The 18922-nt window shown below is 40.6% G+C and carries 17 protein-coding genes; 9 read left to right on the forward strand and 8 right to left on the reverse strand.

Features of this window, described 5'->3' with window-relative positions:
• From QZ488_RS02690 to rpsU, 4 genes are all read right to left on the reverse strand, one after another.
• The coding region (locus QZ488_RS02690) for an RNA polymerase sigma factor region1.1 domain-containing protein (RefSeq protein ID WP_293746097.1) at positions 1–1196 on the reverse strand (1196 nt) is incomplete at its 3' end.
• Between the two features lie 166 nt (positions 1197–1362).
• A complete protein-coding gene (gene dnaG / locus QZ488_RS02695) occupies positions 1363–3129 on the reverse strand; it encodes a DNA primase (RefSeq protein ID WP_293746098.1) in 1767 nt (588 codons plus the stop codon).
• Positions 3130–3251: 122 nt separating this feature from the next.
• The gene (locus QZ488_RS02700; protein WP_293746099.1) at positions 3252–3713 is read right to left on the reverse strand and encodes a GatB/YqeY domain-containing protein; all 462 of its coding nucleotides are present in this window, start codon (positions 3711–3713) and stop codon (positions 3252–3254) included.
• 87 nt (positions 3714–3800) lie between these two features.
• On the reverse strand, positions 3801–4016 hold the full coding sequence (rpsU, locus tag QZ488_RS02705; RefSeq protein ID WP_006991319.1) for a 30S ribosomal protein S21: 216 nt from the start codon (positions 4014–4016) through the stop codon (positions 3801–3803).
• A gap of 223 nt (positions 4017–4239) precedes the next feature.
• Between rpsU and tsaD the strand changes: the two genes are divergently transcribed.
• Positions 4240–5253, forward strand: a complete 1014-nt coding sequence (tsaD, locus tag QZ488_RS02710; protein WP_293746100.1) for a tRNA (adenosine(37)-N6)-threonylcarbamoyltransferase complex transferase subunit TsaD — start codon at positions 4240–4242, stop codon at positions 5251–5253.
• 7 nt (positions 5254–5260) lie between these two features.
• On the opposite strand, the gene QZ488_RS02715 is transcribed toward tsaD, so the two are convergent.
• On the reverse strand, positions 5261–7417 hold the full coding sequence (locus QZ488_RS02715) for a winged helix-turn-helix domain-containing protein (protein ID WP_293746101.1): 2157 nt from the start codon (positions 7415–7417) through the stop codon (positions 5261–5263).
• Between the two features lie 305 nt (positions 7418–7722).
• On the opposite strand from QZ488_RS02715, the gene QZ488_RS02720 reads away from it, so the two are divergent.
• From QZ488_RS02720 to QZ488_RS02730, 3 genes are all read left to right on the forward strand, one after another.
• Positions 7723–8448 carry a PEP-CTERM sorting domain-containing protein gene (locus QZ488_RS02720; protein WP_293746102.1) on the forward strand — a complete coding sequence of 242 codons (726 nt, stop codon included), beginning with the start codon at positions 7723–7725 and terminating at the stop codon, positions 8446–8448.
• Positions 8449–8520: 72 nt separating this feature from the next.
• Complete coding sequence (locus tag QZ488_RS02725; RefSeq protein ID WP_293746103.1) at positions 8521–9669, forward strand: hypothetical protein; 1149 nt, start codon at positions 8521–8523, stop codon at positions 9667–9669.
• 35 nt (positions 9670–9704) lie between these two features.
• Positions 9705–10895 carry a collagen-like protein gene (locus tag QZ488_RS02730; RefSeq protein ID WP_293746104.1) on the forward strand — a complete coding sequence of 397 codons (1191 nt, stop codon included), beginning with the start codon at positions 9705–9707 and terminating at the stop codon, positions 10893–10895.
• A gap of 104 nt (positions 10896–10999) precedes the next feature.
• On the opposite strand, the gene plsY is transcribed toward QZ488_RS02730, so the two are convergent.
• On the reverse strand, positions 11000–11608 hold the full coding sequence (plsY, locus tag QZ488_RS02735) for a glycerol-3-phosphate 1-O-acyltransferase PlsY (protein ID WP_293746105.1): 609 nt from the start codon (positions 11606–11608) through the stop codon (positions 11000–11002).
• A 75-nt stretch (positions 11609–11683) separates the two neighbouring features.
• On the opposite strand from plsY, the gene folB reads away from it, so the two are divergent.
• The 4 genes from folB to QZ488_RS02755 are packed head-to-tail and all read left to right on the forward strand — an operon-like array spanning position 11684 to position 13737.
• On the forward strand, positions 11684–12043 hold the full coding sequence (gene folB, locus QZ488_RS02740) for a dihydroneopterin aldolase (protein ID WP_293746106.1): 360 nt from the start codon (positions 11684–11686) through the stop codon (positions 12041–12043).
• Complete coding sequence (gene folK, locus QZ488_RS02745; RefSeq protein WP_293746107.1) at positions 12040–12561, forward strand: 2-amino-4-hydroxy-6-hydroxymethyldihydropteridine diphosphokinase; 522 nt, start codon at positions 12040–12042, stop codon at positions 12559–12561. The genes folB and folK overlap by 4 nt, the downstream gene beginning before the upstream one ends.
• Positions 12558–13358 (forward strand): undecaprenyl-diphosphate phosphatase, encoded by an 801-nt coding sequence (locus QZ488_RS02750; protein WP_293746108.1) that lies wholly within the window; start codon positions 12558–12560, stop codon positions 13356–13358. The genes folK and QZ488_RS02750 overlap by 4 nt, the downstream gene beginning before the upstream one ends.
• Positions 13359–13371: 13 nt before the next feature.
• Positions 13372–13737, forward strand: coding sequence for a histidine triad nucleotide-binding protein (locus tag QZ488_RS02755; RefSeq protein ID WP_293746109.1), 366 nt, complete (start codon positions 13372–13374; stop codon positions 13735–13737).
• Positions 13738–13751: 14 nt separating this feature from the next.
• Here QZ488_RS02755 and QZ488_RS02760 read toward each other — a convergent pair whose 3' ends face one another.
• Positions 13752–15065 carry an EAL domain-containing protein gene (locus QZ488_RS02760; RefSeq protein ID WP_293746110.1) on the reverse strand — a complete coding sequence of 438 codons (1314 nt, stop codon included), beginning with the start codon at positions 15063–15065 and terminating at the stop codon, positions 13752–13754.
• Positions 15066–15109: 44 nt separating this feature from the next.
• The gene (locus QZ488_RS02765) at positions 15110–15682 is read right to left on the reverse strand and encodes a hypothetical protein (RefSeq protein WP_293746111.1); all 573 of its coding nucleotides are present in this window, start codon (positions 15680–15682) and stop codon (positions 15110–15112) included.
• A 684-nt stretch (positions 15683–16366) separates the two neighbouring features.
• On the opposite strand from QZ488_RS02765, the gene QZ488_RS02770 reads away from it, so the two are divergent.
• Positions 16367–18883, forward strand: coding sequence for a S8 family peptidase (locus QZ488_RS02770; protein ID WP_293746112.1), 2517 nt, complete (start codon positions 16367–16369; stop codon positions 18881–18883).
• Positions 18884–18922 lie beyond the last annotated feature (39 nt).

Below are 18922 nucleotides of genomic sequence, written 5' to 3' on the forward strand. Positions count from 1 at the left end.
AGATCCAAGAACTGTAAACCACGGTTAGTGTATTTTTTCGCGATAGAGATAACTAAACGTAAGTTTGCTTCTACCATTTCTTTTTTCGCACGACGCGCTTTGGCTTCACCAATTGACATGCGGCGGTTGATATCTTTGATATCTGCAATGATTAATCCGGTTTCTTCTTCAACCGCATTCATCTTGCCAATGGCACGTTCTAATTCTTCTTGGTGTCCTCTCATTTCTTCTGCATAGGGCAATGAAGAGTCGAGAATTTTGAATAACCAAGCAGTAGAAGTTTCGTTACCAGAAAAGGCTTTGATAAAGTCTTTCTTCGGCATTTTTGCAGTGATAACGCAGTGTTTCATCACTATACGTTCTTGCACTCGAATTCTGTTCATCATGCTACGCATGTTTTTAACCATTCGGTCAAACTGCTTAGGTGTGAGTCTAAACTCTTTAAAGACTTCGCTTAATTCAAAAATTTGAACGCGAGCTTCTTTATGTGAACGGCCTTTTGCATCGATAACGTCACGGGCTTTTTCATATTGAATACGAAGTGCAGTGAATTTTTCACGGGCTAACTCAGGATCTGGACCTGTGTCTTCTTCTTCTTCGTCTTCATCATCATCGCCATCTTCATCTTCTAATTCTTCTTTAGATAATTCAGAACCAACGTGTGTGGCTGTAGGCGCTACGTCTTGTTCATTTGGATCAACAAATCCGATAATGATGTCGCTAAGGCGAATTTCTTCAGCTTCGAATAAGTCCCATTGGTCTAACAAATGAGTAATGGCTTCTGGGTATTCTGCTACAGAACACTGAACCTGATTAATGCCTTCTTCGATACGTTTGGCGATAACAATCTCGCCTTCGCGAGTCAGTAGTTCAACTGTGCCCATCTCACGCATGTACATACGTACTGGGTCAGTTGTACGGCCAATCTCACTTTCTACTGTTGATAGAGCTTGGGCTGCGGCTTCAGCTGCTTCATCATCGGTATCGTTGTCTTGCATCAAAAGCTCATCTTTATCAGGAGCTGTTTCGAATACTTTGATACCCATGTCGTTGATCATGCGGATGATGTCTTCCATCTGATCTGAATCGACTATATCTTGAGGAAGGTGGTCGTTAACTTCCGAGAAAGTCAGATAGCCTTGTTCTTTACCTTTAGCAATAAGGAGTTTTATCTGCGACTGCTTGCTTTGCACCATATAACTTACGCTTCTCGAATTAGTTGGATATTCATCAAAACCCCTCACTAGAGAGGATTCACGCTGTAACTTGCTTAAATTGACCCAATAAATACCTTGTATTTACTGCGGTCTTAGCGAATTAGCCAGTATAGCAGACTCACTATGCTTTGGGCTAGATGTTGGGTCACTTTTGTTCTTTTACAAGTAGGTTAAGTTCTTGTTTTTCTGCATCGGTTAATTTGCTCACCCTAGACCTAGAGAACAACTCATCCATACGGCTTTGTAAATGCCAATCTAATAGCTTGGCAAAACTGTCTTCAAACACTGCTACTTGGTTATGCTCAGCGTATTCCCACATCATTAATTTAGCTAATTGAACACTTTGTGGGTGATGGCGAAAATTCTCTAAGACTTGTGCAGTATTTGCTTGTGGTTTGCTTAAACAGAATTGAAAAAGCTCAATTAGCATTGCGATACCAGGGACATCAACTGACTGTAATGGTGTAGGATCTGCGGCACTACATTTTGACGCCAAACTCGGATCGTCTAACAATAATCTAATCATCATACGAACGGGGGATATTGTGCTTTTGTTCGGCGTCTTGAAATCTAACTTAGTCGGTGCTTTTCGTTGATTTGCCTGAGCGACATCACGTTCAAATTTATGTTTGTTTTGATCACCCATATGATTACTTAGATCGGCTAACAAACTATCCCGAATGTTTTCGCCAGCTATTTGCTCGATTAACGGTAATGCTTCAGTTTTTAATGCCGCTTTGCCTTCATTACTGCCTACATGATGACGTTGTAATAAGTTATCAAAAAAGAATTTAGATAACGGAACAGCATCGTTCTTTAGTTTTTCCTCAAAGGTGTCTTTGCCAATTTTACGGACCAGGGTGTCTGGGTCTTCCCCATCAGGTAAAAATAAGAACTTCATCTCAACCCCGTCCTTCAGGAAAGGCAGTGCGTTTTCTAAAGCACGCCAAGCTGCTTCTCTTCCAGCGCGATCGCCGTCGTAACAACATACTACTTCACTGGTTGCGCGGAACAACATTTGAATATGTTCTGGCGTAGTAGCAGTACCAAGTGATGCCACCGCATAGTCGATACCAAACTGACCAAGGGCAACCACGTCCATATACCCCTCGACAATCATTACCCGAGCTAAGTTTCGATGGGCTTGTTTAGCTTGGTAAAAGCCGTATAACTCATGACCTTTATGAAAGATTCGGGTCTCAGGAGAGTTCAGGTATTTAGGGCCTCCGTCTTCTAATACTCTGCCCCCAAAACCGATTACTCGTCCGCGCTTGTCTCGGATAGGAAACATAATACGATCGCGGAAAAAGTCGAATCGTCTTCTGTTGTCATTTTCAGTGATGAGTTTTAATTCAAGTAACTGCTCTTGATACATCGGACTTACACCAAAGGTCTTAAGTACTGAGTCCCATTCTGGTGGGGCATACCCCATATCGAACGCTTTAACTATTTCGCCGCTAAGTCCTCGATTTTTTAGGTAATTAACCGCTTTATCTTTGTCAGGATGAACCCTCAGTTGTTGGGCAAAGTATTTAGTTACTTTCTCCATTAACTCATAGTCATTTTCTTTTTGTTGTTTTTGCTCAGCGGAAGGGGGAGGAGCGCCGCCTTTTTCCCGAGGTACTTCAATACTGTGGTATTGGGCTAGTTCTTCAATTGCTTCTGGAAATTCTAACCGGTCAAATTCCATCAAAAATGAAATGACATTGCCATGAGCACCACAACCAAAGCAGTGATAAAACTGTTTATCTTGACTCACAGTGAACGAAGGACTTTTTTCGTCATGGAAAGGACAGCAAGCTTGATGATTACGCCCAGCTTTTTTTAGACGTACACGACTGGCAATCAATTCTACTATGTCTGTGCGAGCAATAATGTCATCAATAAACTCGCGGGGAATACGACCAGACATTTACCTTCTCACTTAACAAAAACGGCTGAATATAATGCCATATAGTTTGGCAAATTTATGCACTAAAACAAACAAACCGCATCAAAGTGCGGTTTGTAAAATATTGTTCTGTATTTAGCGGGTTATGAATTAAGTTTGGCTTTAATTTTACCACTTAATTTACCCATATCAGCACGGCCTTGAACTTTAGGTTTTAATAAACCCATGACCTTACCCATATCCTGCATACTCGATGCACCTGAATCAGCCATCGCTTGCACAATTAAAGCATCGAGCTCTTCTTCGCTTAGCGCTTTTGGCATGAAATCTTGCAAAATAACTATTTCTGCTAGTTCGATATCAAGTAAATCTTGTCGACCCGCAGTTTCATATTGACTGGCTGCATCTTTGCGTTGTTTTACCATCTTGATTAAAATACCAAGAACACCTTCGTCATTCAGAGCAATATAATCGGGGTTAGTACGCCCATCGATTTCATGTTGCTTTACGGCAGACAAAGCCATGCGAATAGTGCCCAGACGAATTTTGTCTTTGGCGCGCATCGCCTCTTTTTGTGCATTTTTTAAATCATCTAATAAAGACATGGAATGACTCAGTAAAAACGGAAAAAGGATGTGTGATAAAACGACTTAAAACGCGTTACTAATCTAATAACGCGTTTCAGAAGAGATTTAGTACAATCTGATGCGACGAGCGTTTTCGCGAGATAACTTCTTCAAAAGACGTTTCTTAGCGGCAGCTTTCTTACGCTTACGTTCCCAAGTAGGTTTTTCAAAAAATTCGCGACGACGAACTTCAGAAAGTACACCTGCTTTTTCACATGAACGTTTAAAACGACGCAATGCAACATCAAAAGGTTCGTTCTCTCTAACTTTAACGATTGGCATTAAACTCTTACCTCAAAAAATAAAAACTATTATATCGTGCCGGCGTAATGAATAACCAGCTCGCTTAAAAATGGTGCGGAATACTAATCAAATCCACAAGGCTTGTAAAGTCTTGATAGGGTAAAAAACCGATTAATTCAAACAAATGTCATATTAAATTGGAGGTTTGTCTTCTAATCAGTAGAATGCCGACAGTTTAAGACATTTTTGTTAGATATTAAATATGCGTGTATTAGGTATTGAGACCTCTTGTGATGAGACCGGGGTGGCCATTTATGATGACCAACAAGGGTTATTGTCCCATCAATTATATAGCCAAGTAAAATTACATGCGGATTATGGCGGTGTAGTGCCTGAGCTTGCGTCTAGAGATCATGTGCGAAAACTGATTCCGTTAATTAAAGAGGCTTTACAAGAGGCGAGTTGTAGTGCCAAAGATATTGACGGTATTGCTTTTACAAAAGGCCCTGGTTTAGTCGGGGCTTTGTTAGTGGGTTCATCAGTGGCTCGCAGTTTGGCTTATGCTTGGAATAAACCCTCTGTGGGAGTGCATCATATGGAAGGGCACCTGCTTGCTCCTATGTTAGATGAACCTGCGCCTGAGTTTCCCTTTGTGGCCCTTTTGGTTTCAGGCGGTCATTCGATGATGGTGAAAGTGGAAGGTATCGGCCAATATAAGGTATTAGGCGAATCGGTTGATGACGCAGCTGGGGAAGCTTTTGATAAAACCGCTAAGTTACTTGGACTTGATTACCCCGGAGGGCCTTTATTGGCCAAATTAGCCGAAAAAGGCGAAGCGGGTCATTATAAATTCCCACGTCCGATGACCACCAAACCAGGTTTAGATTTTAGTTTTAGTGGCTTAAAAACCTTCGCTGCCAATACTATTCGGGCATCAGATGGTTCAGAACAAACCAAGGCTAACATTGCTTACGCTTTTCAAGAGGCCGTTGTGGATACCTTAGCCATTAAATGCAAACGTGCTTTGAAACATACTGGTTTAAAACGTTTAGTGATTGCAGGTGGTGTGAGTGCCAATAAACAATTACGTCAAGAGCTTGCCAGAATGATGAAAAATATCAAAGGAGAGGTGTTTTACCCAAGATTGGAATTTTGTACTGATAACGGCGCTATGATTGCCTATGCGGGGTTGCAGCGACTTAAAGCGGGTGAAATTGAAGGTTTGTCTACTAAGGCTAGTCCTCGATGGTCATTGGAAGAGTTAGCGGCAATTTAACTCAAATCTAGCGCTTTTTTTCTAACCAAGACAAAGGCCAGTTAATGACTAAGCTGCCATTAACTGTTTGTTGGTTCGGCATATTTGTATCATTTAACAAAGCGAACTTTTGCTGAATAAAGGCGACGCCTAAAACGGCATTGGCGGACTTATCAAGCTGGGACAGATGAGCCGCAAAAAGCGCCTTGGTTTCGGTTATAGCTGTTTTATTGCGCTGCTCTTTATAACACGTCAACATGTTACTGATATGCGATACCCCCATGGAAAAATCATCTAAACTACTATGTTTACTGGCATTTTCAGCCATAACCTGCTCATATAATTGTAGCGCTCTGTCGCAGTCATGGTTGTAGTATGCAGAAAGGGCAGTAATTAAACGCAAGGTATTACTATTCGGGGTTTGCACCAACAACAACTCTACAGTCCGCTGCCATGATGTTATTTTGCCTAAGCCCAATTGTACTAGTGTCATATGTCTGAGATTAATGTAATTCCCATCCACCTCAATTAATGGCTGCAGAATTTGTTCCGCGATATTAAGGTCATTGCTCCACAGTGCTACTCGGCCTCTGCTACCCAGCACATATGGATTATTTTCACCTAATATATTGGCACTTTTTTCTAATAGTATTTTTGCTTGTTGTTCATTGCCGGTTATTAATTGCAGTCCTGATAACCCCAATAAACAGGCTGGAAAATCAATAATGACTGCAAGGCAATGTTCATATTGTGAAAAAGCCTGATCTACAAAGCCTTCAGAATACAGAGTGTCGGCTAACGCAAAGTTACTCATAGGTGCCAACGGGTTAAGAGCCAATGCAGATTCAAAATGTTGCCGAGCTAGAACAAATTGATTTTGCATCCAATAACTAAACCCAAGGTTATGCTGAGCGGAAACTAGCGCGGGATTAAGCGACAACGCAGTGCGATAAGCGTTTTCGGCCTCAATGAAGTCACTGTGATAACTATGGTAGAGGCCCAATGCGGAAAAAGCCTCTGCAGAGGACGGTTCAGTTTTTAAGGCTGCTTGAATATGTTGTCTGGCCTCTGGTCCTGCAATGGTAAGCGGCTCTTTCGAAAATTGATGTTGCAGCAGTATTGCTTTCGCCATGGCGGCATGAGCTAAAGCATAATCAGGTGCCAGTTTTAAAGCTTGTTCTAGTTCGCTTTTGGCATTGGTTAAGAGTTTTGGCTGATCTTTACCCATTAATACTGCCGCTTTTAAAAAATGGGCATAAGCTGCATTTGATTTGGGATGATTACGCATGATGTTGAATTTGTTACGGTCGTAGTTGGGTGAAATCAACGACGCAATGCTCTGGCCAATTTCTTCCTGTACTTCGAGTATAGCAGTATGTTTACTGTCGAACACTTTGGACCATTGATGGTATCCATCTGCAGCTCGAATCAGTTGCAGAGTAATACGAACACTCTCATCGGACTGGCGAACTGAACCTTCGATAATATGGGTGACATTTAACTGCTTGGCTATTTCGCGCGGATCAATATTTCTATTTTTAAAAGCAAAGGTGGCGTTACGAGACACAACATTCAAATCGGGTAGCATAGTTAACTGGTGAATAAGCTCCTCTGCCAGCCCATCGGCAAAATACATTAATTCGGTTTTTTTAGAAAATGATTCCAGAGGTAAAACAGCGATCGAATGGATCTGTTTATCAGCAAAAAGTGGGTTTTCGGTTGGCTTTTGAACATACCAAAACCCAAAAAAAGACAATACCCCTAATACGCAAATTGCTAACAAAAATGTACCAAGTTTAAAAGCTCGATTTGACGTCGCAGGCTTTTGTAAATCGCTCTTTACTGTGGTTTTATCACCGGCATAAATCGGTGTGACTTGGGTAAGGGCATAGCCGATCCCGCGAGCTGTTTTTATTAAAACATGGTGTTGATTAACATCTGGCATTAACGCCCTGGTGTCAGATAACAAACGAGAAAGTGCCCAGTCACTGACCACACGATCCGGCCACAGTTTGCTCATCAATATTTGTTTTGTAACTATCTCTGGACTGGTTTGAGCAAGTGTTAACAGCAATAAATAACTGCGTTCTGATAAGTCAATTTCAGTTGTTTGATGAAGTAGTTTTCGATTCAACACATCGAGTTGATATTCACCAATCTCATAGCTAACGACGTTTTCAGACATTAATGATAATCCTTTACAAGCACACACCACTATAAGTACAGCTTAAATAATACGCAACTACTGTCTGAGCAAACCTCAAAAACAAGATGTAATTCATTGATTACAATAGGTTTCACATTAACTCACACTAATTCAAAGATGGGGGGCGGAAAACAGGACTATGGTGATTGAACACAGACAAGAGTTGTGGAAAACGCGTTAGTAAAACTACTCATAAATGGCATTGCTATGTTTCAGCCAGTATTTTCGCCACCAAGTGATTTGCGGTATTTGCAGGAAATACAAAACAGAATGAGGGATTTAACATGTTTACAGGTAATGGAAATTGGATAAGACGTATTGCATTGGCCTGCTTAGTTGGCGGTTTTTCAGTAAATAGTGCTGCGGTTTTAATGGCTTTTAATGATCAAGCTACCTTTCAAACCGCAATAGGTACTAATTCATCAACGACGTTAGATTTTGACAGCGTTACTGCAGCTACGCCTATTGTAAATGGTAGTCAGTTTCAAGGTGTCGACTTTTTGTTTACTGATGGTGTTGGCACTTCATTTGATGGGCAGGTTGCAAGCGGTTTTGATACCACTTCGGGCGATAATTATTTGGGATTTAATGACCCTAATAGTAGTTCCTTTTTATCCGGTGACAGTATTGTCATGAACTTGCCCCAAATGGTGCATGCCATTGGATTTTTTATTATCGCTTCACCTGGTGACCTTTTATTCTCAGATGATGCGCTACTAACTATAGGAAGTGGCAGTGCAATGGTTAACCCTACGCCAAACTCTGTATTAGCTGATGGTGGAGAAATCTTCTTTCTTGGCTTGGTTGATACGGATGGTTTCACTACAGCTGAATTATCTAGTGCTTGTTGCGGATTTTTTGAATTCAACGTCGACGACATCCAGTTTTCAACTTTCGCACCCCCTTCTGCACCGAGTCATGTTCCTGAACCTGCCACCTTAAGTTTGTTCTGTTTGAGTCTTTTATTCGGTTTAACTAGACAAAAAGTTTGCACAAACAAAAGACCATAATCACTACGTCTAGCAGCCATAGATATCGGCTACGCTAATGGCGTTTAGTCCAAATTTAACAAGGAGTCACAGATGAAAACATTCTATACATTGCCACTCACTTGCCTACTCGTATGTTTAGTGTCGTTGGCGCATGGCCAATCAAGACCTTCAGTATCAGGCAATGCCACGCGCATTAATACGCTTGAAAGCAACCAAGTACTAATACGCACTGACGTCAATGGTAACAGCAGCGAACTTACGCTGTTGCAGCAACAGATTGATGCCAACCGTGCTTCAATAGAGGCTCAAGTGCCCATTCAAGGGCCAGCAGGACCAGCTGGCGCACCGGGTCCCCTCAGTGGCCTGCAATGTGAGTTTGGTCAATTTGCGACATGGAATGGCAGTGCCTGGGTGTGTACCAGCATGGCAGGCGAGGCGACCCCCATATCAGATGATGACTGCATACGTGGCTTAGAATTTTCTATTAACTCTGCAGACCTTACTGAAATAGAGCAGGGGTGGAATGTATTGTGTGAAGATAAAACACAATATGAAGTCACTCTATCCGGTCCATTCACACTAAATCCCTTTGATCGTTCGTCAGTAACAACAATTACATTCAGTAATTTCCCCGACTTTTCTGCAGGTCTTATTGATGTTTTTATTCATCCCGTAGGGGTGGCACACTGGAGATCAAATATTGACAATAAGATCATTATTAACGTCTCTCTTATTGCGCAGATTTCAGGACAAAGCAGTGAGGTTGGGGCTTTGACGTCAGTACCTAATTCCCCTTTAGGTAATCTCAATATTAGGTTTGCTGACCATCGTCTTGATATGGTGTTAAGTCAATGTATTTCGGTGGGTTTTTCCGCTAAACCACTGCTAATTGGTCGTGATTATTTTGTCCAGGAAAAACTAGACTTGCGGTGTACCAGCTCGCCTGAAATGGTATTTTCTGAACATCCTATAATCGAGGGTTTGTTAGACATGCTGATAAATACCCCTGTGCATAATCGAGCAGACAGGATAAATATCCAATTTACTCCCATAGGACAGAGTTCTCTGAATGAGTTTAACCGAGAGTACAATGTGTCATTTCTGAAATACGCCTTCCCTCGACTTTCACGTATATTACCGGCACGGGGGATCCCGATAGACAGCAGTACACCATCATGGCAGGCCAGTAACCATAGCCTAACCTATGAATTCTCTAGGATTTTTGAGTTGCCACGTTAAGTGCTACTTGCCTTTAAACTATAAGGAAATAAAAAATGAAAGCAGCCCATTATTATAGATTGTTAGTTGTTTTGGCCGGCATTTCAACAACCCTTGCTGCTGTTGAACGGCCGTCTCTTGGCAAACACGCCAAGCAAATCGCTGAATTGGAAATCAAAACCGTGGTAATCGATTCAGCTGTATTAGAGAATAAAACGAGCATGGCAGAGCAGGCTGTTTTGATCGACACAAACACAAAAAACCTAGCTCTAGCGACAGGTAAAGAGGGGCCTCAGGGTCCAGAGGGGGAAGTAGGGCCGCAAGGACCTGCAGGACCGGCGGGAACAGCAGGCAAAGATCATCCTTTAAATGAACTTGAGTGTAAATTGGGTCAGGTCGCTACTTGGAACAGCAGTCAATGGGTATGTTCTGAACAACAAAGTCCAAATTACCCGCCTGTGGATGGAAGATGCGCTACTGGTTTCTTTTTTGCCGTAGATGCACAAACTGTGGGCAATGACGAAAAATGGAATGTTATCTGTGATAAAGCTAGTTCAGCAGCCAGTATTTTGGGGCCCTTTACAGAATCGTCTGACAGTAACGGCTTCTTCTATACTCCTAGCGCATTACAGGCACAAAATGTGCCTAGTGTTAGCCTTCACTTATTTTCCTCATACGGTTCTATGGATAATATTGTACAAGTTGAGTTTGCCCCAATTTCATTAGGCAATAATCAAGGACTCAGCCTTAGTATTATCAGCCATGAAAACGGACTAAATGATAAAATCATACAATGGGCAAACTTTGGGAGTTCTGACTGGACCTTTGGGTTTCAGGAGTCGATCTCAGGTACTCGGATTGAGTTTAGTCGTTGTCAAGCTCTGGAACTCAAGATTAAACCGGTGCGTTTTGAGGCAGAAGTACTGACTGAACATTATGTTGAGCTAAATTGTAATAAAGTAGAAGCAATCGAAGTATTTGCCCACCCGTTAGTTGTCACATTATTACTCAACCATTTTGCACAGGCAGAGGGTGTGTCACCTGATAGCTTTACTCTTCGTTTTGATTCTGTTGAAGATGCAGATATGAGTCAGTTTGATCGTGCTTTTGAAGTTGTGCAGTTTTCACAGTACCAATTACCCAATGTGACTCAAGCTGGCGAATTTCAAGAACAGTTGGTTTGGCAGCTTGGGCCACACTCCTTAGAGTTTGACGGACAGGCCTCTAACATCAATTTAGCACAATAACATCACTATGATTAGTCAGCGTATCGGAGTATCAAAGTACCTATTTCTTTGGTTGAAAAAGCAGCGTTTGGAGATTTAATTAACGTGTTACGAGTGGGGGAATTCTATTCTGCACCACTACTATTTTTTTTATCAGATACTTTAGGTTCTTTGCCTCGTATTAATCGAACAATATTACCTTTGTGACGCAAAACAATTAACAGACTTAATATACCCACTGGTAAGGCATACTCTGGTTTAAGTATCCAAGTTATTAGCGGTGCCAAGCTGACCGAAATAATAGCGGCAAGAGACGAATAGTTTGTGATTCGTACAACGATACCCCATGTCAAAATTAATAACGCCGCTATATCTAGCCCAAGAGGTAGTATTGTGCCAAAGGCCGTGGCTACTGCTTTACCACCAGAAAAATCAAAAAATACAGGAAACATATGACCTAGGCAGGCGAAAACAGCCACAAACGCTAAATAAATAGGTTCTAGGCCAAGATAATAACTACCCCATACAGGTATGGTGCCTTTCAATACATCAAAAACTAATACTAATATCGCTGGAAATTTTCCACCTAGTCGTAAAACATTGGTTGCGCCAGGATTGCCTGAACCTTGACTTCTGGGGTCGCCTAAACCAAACAATTGGCATACTAATATTGCACTGGAAATAGAACCCAACAGATAGGCTAATGCAAACATTAATATTGTGAGTGCTGTCATGTACTTATATCAAAAGAATGGGTTACAATTTAGCAGAGTATACTAAACCTTCTTAAAATGCAGCGCGGACCACCAATGAATAAAATTCATATTGAAGGACTTGAGGTTTTTGCGTTGATTGGCGTATATGACTGGGAGAGGGATCATCAACAACGATTAATAGTTGATGTTGAACTCAGTGCCGACCTTTCTTTGGCGGCGCAGACCGATGATGTAAACAATACCCTCAATTATGCCCAAATAGCTCAAGGTATAAGCCACTTTTCGGCAAAAAGCGACTATAAACTGATTGAAGCTTTAGCAAGCAATATGGCTGACTGGTTATTACAAACATTCCCTATGCTTAAATCAGTGCGTCTTAAGTTAAGTAAACCAGACATTCTGGCAAATGCTAAAAATGTCGCAGTAGAATTTACTAAGGAACAAACTCTTTGAGTATTGTCACTGACCAATCACATATTATCTATATAAGTGTTGGTAGCAATATAGATAAAGAAAAACATACAAAAGCTGGATTACAAGGTATGTATCAGGCATTTGGTGAGTTGACTCTTTCATCGGTTTTTGAAAGTGAATCGGTGGGATTTGAAGGCAACAATTTTTACAACCTAGTGGTTAAGGCAAGTACTAAGTTATCCATTGCAGAGGTATGTTGTGTTCTTAAAGAAATTGAACAAGACAACAAACGTCAGCGAGGTGAACAAAAATTTGCTCCTCGAACTCTGGATTTGGATCTACTGCTTTATGATCACCAGGTGACAACGCATCCGGTAGTCTTACCTCGTCCTGAAGTACTGTATAACGCTTTTGTGTTAAAACCTTTAGCCGAAATTGCGGCTGATGAAGTTCACCCAGAAGTAAAGAAAAGCTACGCCAGTCTTTGGCAAACATATGACAAAAGCCAACAAAATCTGTGGGTAATTAAATTTGATTGGAGCCCAACTAACACATGACCTTATTTGAGATTATTATCTTGGCGATTATTCAAGGACTGACTGAGTTTTTACCAATATCTAGTTCGGCCCACTTAATATTACCTTCTGAGGTCTTAGGTTGGAATGATCAAGGTTTAGCCTATGATGTGGCTGTGCATGTAGGTAGCTTATTGGCTGTGATGATTTATTTTCGCCAAGACATTGTGCGTTTATTGACCGCTTGGTTTAGTAGTGGGCTGAGTTCAAATCAAACGCCAGACAGTCGTTTAGCTTGGTGGGTGATTATTGGCACTATTCCAGCAGTGTTACTTGGATTTGCCTTTAAAGATATTATTGCGATATACGGCCGCTCAGCCCTAGTTATTTCTATTACTACTATTAGCTTTGGATTATTGCTTTGGTATGCGGACAGTAAGGCAACTCAGGTTAAAACTGTTCGTCAGATAACCTGGAAAAATGCGATTTTTATTGGTTTAGCCCAAGCCATAGCTATTATTCCCGGTACGTCACGTTCGGGTATTACTATGACAGCGGGCTTGATGATTGGTTTAGATAGAGAGAGTGCCGCTCGTTTTTCATTTTTATTATCCATACCAGTAATATTGGGTGCAGGTTTGCTGGCTACTCTTGATTTATTACAAACTCCTAACCCAGTGGATTGGAACGCGCTAATTTTTGGTGCTTTATTTTCATTCGTCAGTGCCTATGCTTGTATTTACTTATTTCTAGCATGGATCTCCAAAATTGGCATGTTGCCTTTTGTTATCTATAGATTGATATTAGGTGTAGCACTATTATTATTTGTGTTTATTTAAAAAGGATTAGGTTATGAGCGACACCATTTTCACCAAGATAATCAATAAAGAAATACCTGCTGACATTATTTATGAAGATGAATTAGCCTTGGCGTTCAGTGATATTAATCCTCAAGCGCCCATTCATTTTTTGGTCATCCCGAAAAAGCCCATCACTACTATTAACGACATTGAAGAAAGTGATAAAGCCTTAGTTGGACATCTGTATTGGGTGGCAGCACAGTTGGCTGAAAAACAAGGGTTCGCAAAGGACGGGTATAGAGCGGTCATGAACTGTAATGAAAACGGCGGGCAAACTGTGTATCACATTCATTTACACGTATTGGCGGGTAAAGCCATGGGCTGGCCACCATATCAGGAGAGAATCAAGTCAGCTTGATTACTGATTACTGATTAATGATTAATGTAGTTTTGGACCTTGCTTAGCTCGAGTGGCTTAGAAAAGTAATAACCTTGCAACATTTCGATCCCTAAGTTAGATAGTACCTCTGCTTGCTGTTGGGTTTCTATGCCCTCAGCAATCACTGCATAATCCAGTGAAGATGCCATTTGTTTTACTGCTTCAAAAATTGCCATACCGCTTGTCTCTAGTTTGTTAATAAAAGACCGAGCAATTTTTATAGTGTTGGCAGCCAAATCTTGAATAACCGACAGTGACGAATACTCTGTGCCAAAGTCATCTATGGACACTTTAATTCCCATGGATTGTAGTTCTTTAATACGTTCGAATATTGTTTCTTTGTCATTGGAGAAAATCGACTCGGTAATTTCTATCGTCAACTTATCAGCATTAAGCTGGGCCGTTTCTAAGGCTGACACAATAAACGTAATAAAATTTGGATTGTGTAATTGCAAAACCGATACATTAACACTGACCGAAGGTTGGCTACATTTACAATCTTTAAGCCATTGGGCTGCGGCAATACAAGATTGCTGAAGCACCCAATTTCCAATTGCATTTATTAAGCCATATTGTACGGCAATGGTGATAAATTCATCTGGTGGTACATTTTCTCCATCAAAATCCCATCTGAGCAATGCTTCAAACGCAACTACTTGGTAAGATTGTGAGTTTACGATAGGTTGATAAACCATACGAAGTTGTTGTTTGTTGATGGCCTCGGCTAAACCTACTTTCAACTTCTGTTCGCGGAATACGCGATGGCCCATTTCTTTATTGAACAAAACTACTGAACGTGGAGAAAGTTTTTTCTGGCAATACATGGCGGTATCAGCTAACTGAATAAGCTCGTCACCCTTGATTGCATGTTCCGGATAGAGAGCAATGCCAACAGTTGCACCGATTGATAATCTATTGCTTTCAAAATCATAATAATCTGAAATTTTACTAATCACCTCTTGTGCATAAGTGATGGCTACATCTTGATTGGCGCCCATAACGGCAATCAAAAATTCATCTCCTCCCCAGCGGCATAATAAATGTTCCTCATCACCAAACGCCTTTAATCGTATAGCGGTCTGTTTGAGCACTTTATCGCCAGTTTCATGACCTAAAGTATCATTTATTTTTTTAAATCCATCTAGGTCGATAAATAACAAAGCAACAGGCTCATTCTCTTTTTCACCCTTTGCGAGTTGTTCTTCTAAGTGGTGCAAAAAGGCGGTGCGATTAAACAACCCAGTGAGTGGGTCTAAATTGGAAAGCTCATATATTTTGGCTGTACGTCTAGCAACTTTTAGCTCCATTTGGTCGACTAAAACCGCATTTTCATTTTTTAAGCGAATGGCATTTAGTGTGAAATCTGCAGATTTTTTGCAGTAATCATCATTACGAGACTAAACGCAAGACCTAACAAGCCAAGGATCTGTTGGTAATATTCGAAAGATAACAGCATGCCAATTGAAAACGGGCCTAACATAATAAGTGCATAACTCATCGCCGTTAACTTATGAGCAGCCAATACAGTTGCTGCGCCCCCTGCTAAGGCTGATACGATAATGATCATACAAGCGAGTTCGGTATTGTCTGCATAACTCAAAACATACAGGCAATAGACACACCACATTATGCTACTAGCCAGTGTACCTAAAACAAAACGGTTCACTGCTTTTCTGGCATCGCCATTTTGCTCTTTGTTAACGTTTTTCCAGCGATAAACGTCAATCATTCTGATCAACATGAGGATTGTCATGCCAATCCACCAAATGTATTTTTGAATTTGTATTTCAGCTGTATTAAAGCCAAAGACCAAAAGGCTAGAAGCGAAAAGCGTCACCAAAATACCCGCTTTAGCGTTCCGATAAAGCAAATCTGCACTATCTTGATGGTAGGCTTCTTGTTGCGGTTGTTCGTTGGTTATCAAATATTAATCCCTAGTTAGACAGTTTTGTTTTTAAACAAAGATTTTATAGTTGTCTTAGTTTAAATCCAAAACTTTAATCCGTTGTTTAAGTCTATATCTACGGGAACATCCGCAATGGTTAAATAAACAAAATCTTTTGGGAAATGTGGCTTGGTTACACATTTATCTACTACTAATATGCCCACCTTCATAGTTGTCGTCTTCTAACAAGCTGAGTGTTAACTGCAAAACACATGTTTGGTAACCCTGAAATTAAACATTATCATTACAAACTTGATTGTGCTCTTGGAGTCTACTGGAGCAAGAGCACTCAATAATAGACACCGCATAGTAGCCTTCTAGCTTTCCGCCATCCATTATACCTTTGGCTAATAATCATCGACGCTTTAAAAAATACGATATTGCCTATTTAATTAATTAGTGAACATTTTTTATTTCAATTTAACATTCATTTGTGGGTTCATATTTTAAGTTAAATATATACATGACTCATTGGCTTGTTCATAATTTTAGTTTTTTTGCTTGATTTCATAAAATATGAACAATAACCCCCTGATATGGCGTGAAAAAAGTGGCATGTTAAATGCCCTATGCTTGTTACATGGAGAGTTAACCGAATCAATTCTTGTTTAGTTGATATTCAGTTTTCTCATTTTAGTTCCGTAACTCAAGGTGTCGTATTAAATGAAGAAATATCTAGCTATTGCTGGGATAGTCGCTTTCGCACTAGGCGTTAGTTCGACTTACACCGAAAAATCACCACTTGAGACACAGGTTGAATACATACTTCAAGGTGCGAATAAAGCGACGATTATTGAAAACGTAGATAATGTCGGCGGAATCATCGTTCACGAGTATTCTGTAATAGATGCAGTGTCGGTAAAGTTATCCATTAGCCAATTAAATGAGCTTAAGATACTCAATCCAATGCTTAGGTCATTTAAAGGGCAAGAAGTAAACGTTTCAAGCGTTATCGAGTCTTTCTCTAGTGATAATGTTTCTTTTAATTTAAAGAAGAAAACCGCTACATGGAAGGGTGTTAATAGCAGTAATGATACTGTGGTCATAAACGCTATCAACTTGAACATGCCTAACAAAAATAAACAGATTAAGTCAGTTAAAATTAACGGTAAAAAGGTTTCTGCTAAAAAAATACAACTTAATGACTCAATTGTATTGTCTGAAAAGGAGCAAATGGAGTTAGGTGCTGGGCAAGCAGTTAATGTAAAAATCAAGTTTAAGGCAATTGAAACAGTTTCCGCTGCTGACTACCAAGTATCCTTTGGCGAAAATGTTCAAACCGAAAGTGATGCTGAACATCCATCAAATACGCCAACAAATGCGCCATCTACATACTCCACAGCAAACTCGGATGAAGCTGATGGCGAAAAGGTAGCGGGTAAAGTGGTGTTCCATGCAGAAACCAATGAAGTTAGTTGGCAGGTGTCTAATAGAGCAGACTATATGCGAGAGTTGGAACTGTTAAATCTGAGCTTTCCTAGTGAAAATGCGGCAATTCAATCTGTTAAGATCAACCAATCTTTAGTGTCATACGTTTTAAATGATGAAAATAAAGTGGTGTTTAATCAACCTTTTGAAATAACCAACCTTGAAGCAATTGAAATACGAGTTGCTTTTGAGATCCTTAGTTCTGCCTTTAACGATGAATACGAGTTATCTGTCCAATTTACCGATGGTGTTACTGCGAAAGTAATAGTGCCGGATAATAGCGGCGAAAAAGGTGCCGAACGTGATACTAATTATCCAACGTTGGTCAAAGCTAACCTTGCTCATCAACAAGGGTATACCGGTTACGGTGTGACAGTTGCGATATTAGATACGGGAATTAGAGATTTACCGGAAATTCTATTAACCACTCAGGGTGTACGAAATATTACCATTGTTGATGTATTGGATACGTCTGATAACGCAGGGCAAGCTAAGCGAAATGACTTTAACGGTCATGGCACCCATTTAGCGAGTATTATCACCAACTCAAGTCCTGCTGTTGATGTAAATGGAAATTCAACTGGAAGTTATAACGGCATAGCCCCAGACGCAAATTTAGTGGTGTTAAAAGCCTTTGATGAAGAAGGGCAATCAAGTTATACCGCAATTTTAGCGGCACTAGACTACGTAGTTGATAATAAAGATGTACTTGACATTAAGGTACTCAATCTATCATTTAGTGCAATTCCAAGCTCATACTATTGGGATGATCCACTTAACCAAGCATTAATGAGAGCATGGGACGCTGGCATCACTGTTATTGCTGCTGCGGGTAACAGAGGCCCAGAAGCAATGACGATTGGTGTACCTGGAAACACGCCATATGTTATTACCGTTGGTGCAGTATCAGATAACTATACGCCGTCTAACTTAAATGATGATTTTGTGACAACATTCTCAAGTGCTGGCCCAACATTTGAAGGTTTCGTCAAACCAGAGCTGGTTGCTCCGGGTGGGCATATTGCTGGCGTGATGGATAAAGATACGTTGATACGTGAAACCTATGCCATCTATAACGATAAAGATAAGGATGCCCACAATTACTTTGAATTGTCAGGTTCATCTCAATCAACGGCTGTGACCAGTGGTATAGTTGCTCTTATGCTGCAGGCTAATCCAAACTTGTCTCCTGATGACATTAAGTGCCGATTAATTGAAACCGCCAAAACAGCCACAACTGAAACTGGTGCATTGGCTTTTAGTGTTTTTCAACAAGGCGCAGGCTTAGTGGATGCTATGGCCGCTATCGAAAGTACCGCTATGGGCTGCAGTAACGCGGGTTTATCGATTGAAAAAGATTTGTCGGGTGAAGAGCATTTTATTGGTCCAGCACGACGTCACGAAAATGAGGGGGATTATTATATTCCAGGTATCGAAGGGTTAGAGTGGTCTGGTGTGTACAGTGATTCTCAGTTGTGGAGAAACACCTCATTTAATGCTGACTCTCAACTTTGGAGAAACACTTCGTTCAATGCTGATTCTCAGTTATGGAGACACACAAGTTTCAATAGCAATTCACAATTGTGGCGCAATACATCCTTTAGTGCAGATTCACAACTGTGGCGTAATACTTCGTTTAATGCTGATTCGCAGTTATGGCGCAACACGTCATTTAACACAGAGTCGCAACTATGGAGAAAAACCTCCTTCAATACTGATTCAATTTTAAGAGAGTGGGTCAACCACGAGTAAAAATATTGGCAATTCAAGCCGACAACATATTTTATGTTT

It is taken from the genome of uncultured Paraglaciecola sp., from assembly GCF_913020055.1.
In the GTDB taxonomy this organism is placed as follows: Bacteria; Pseudomonadota; Gammaproteobacteria; order Enterobacterales; family Alteromonadaceae; genus Paraglaciecola.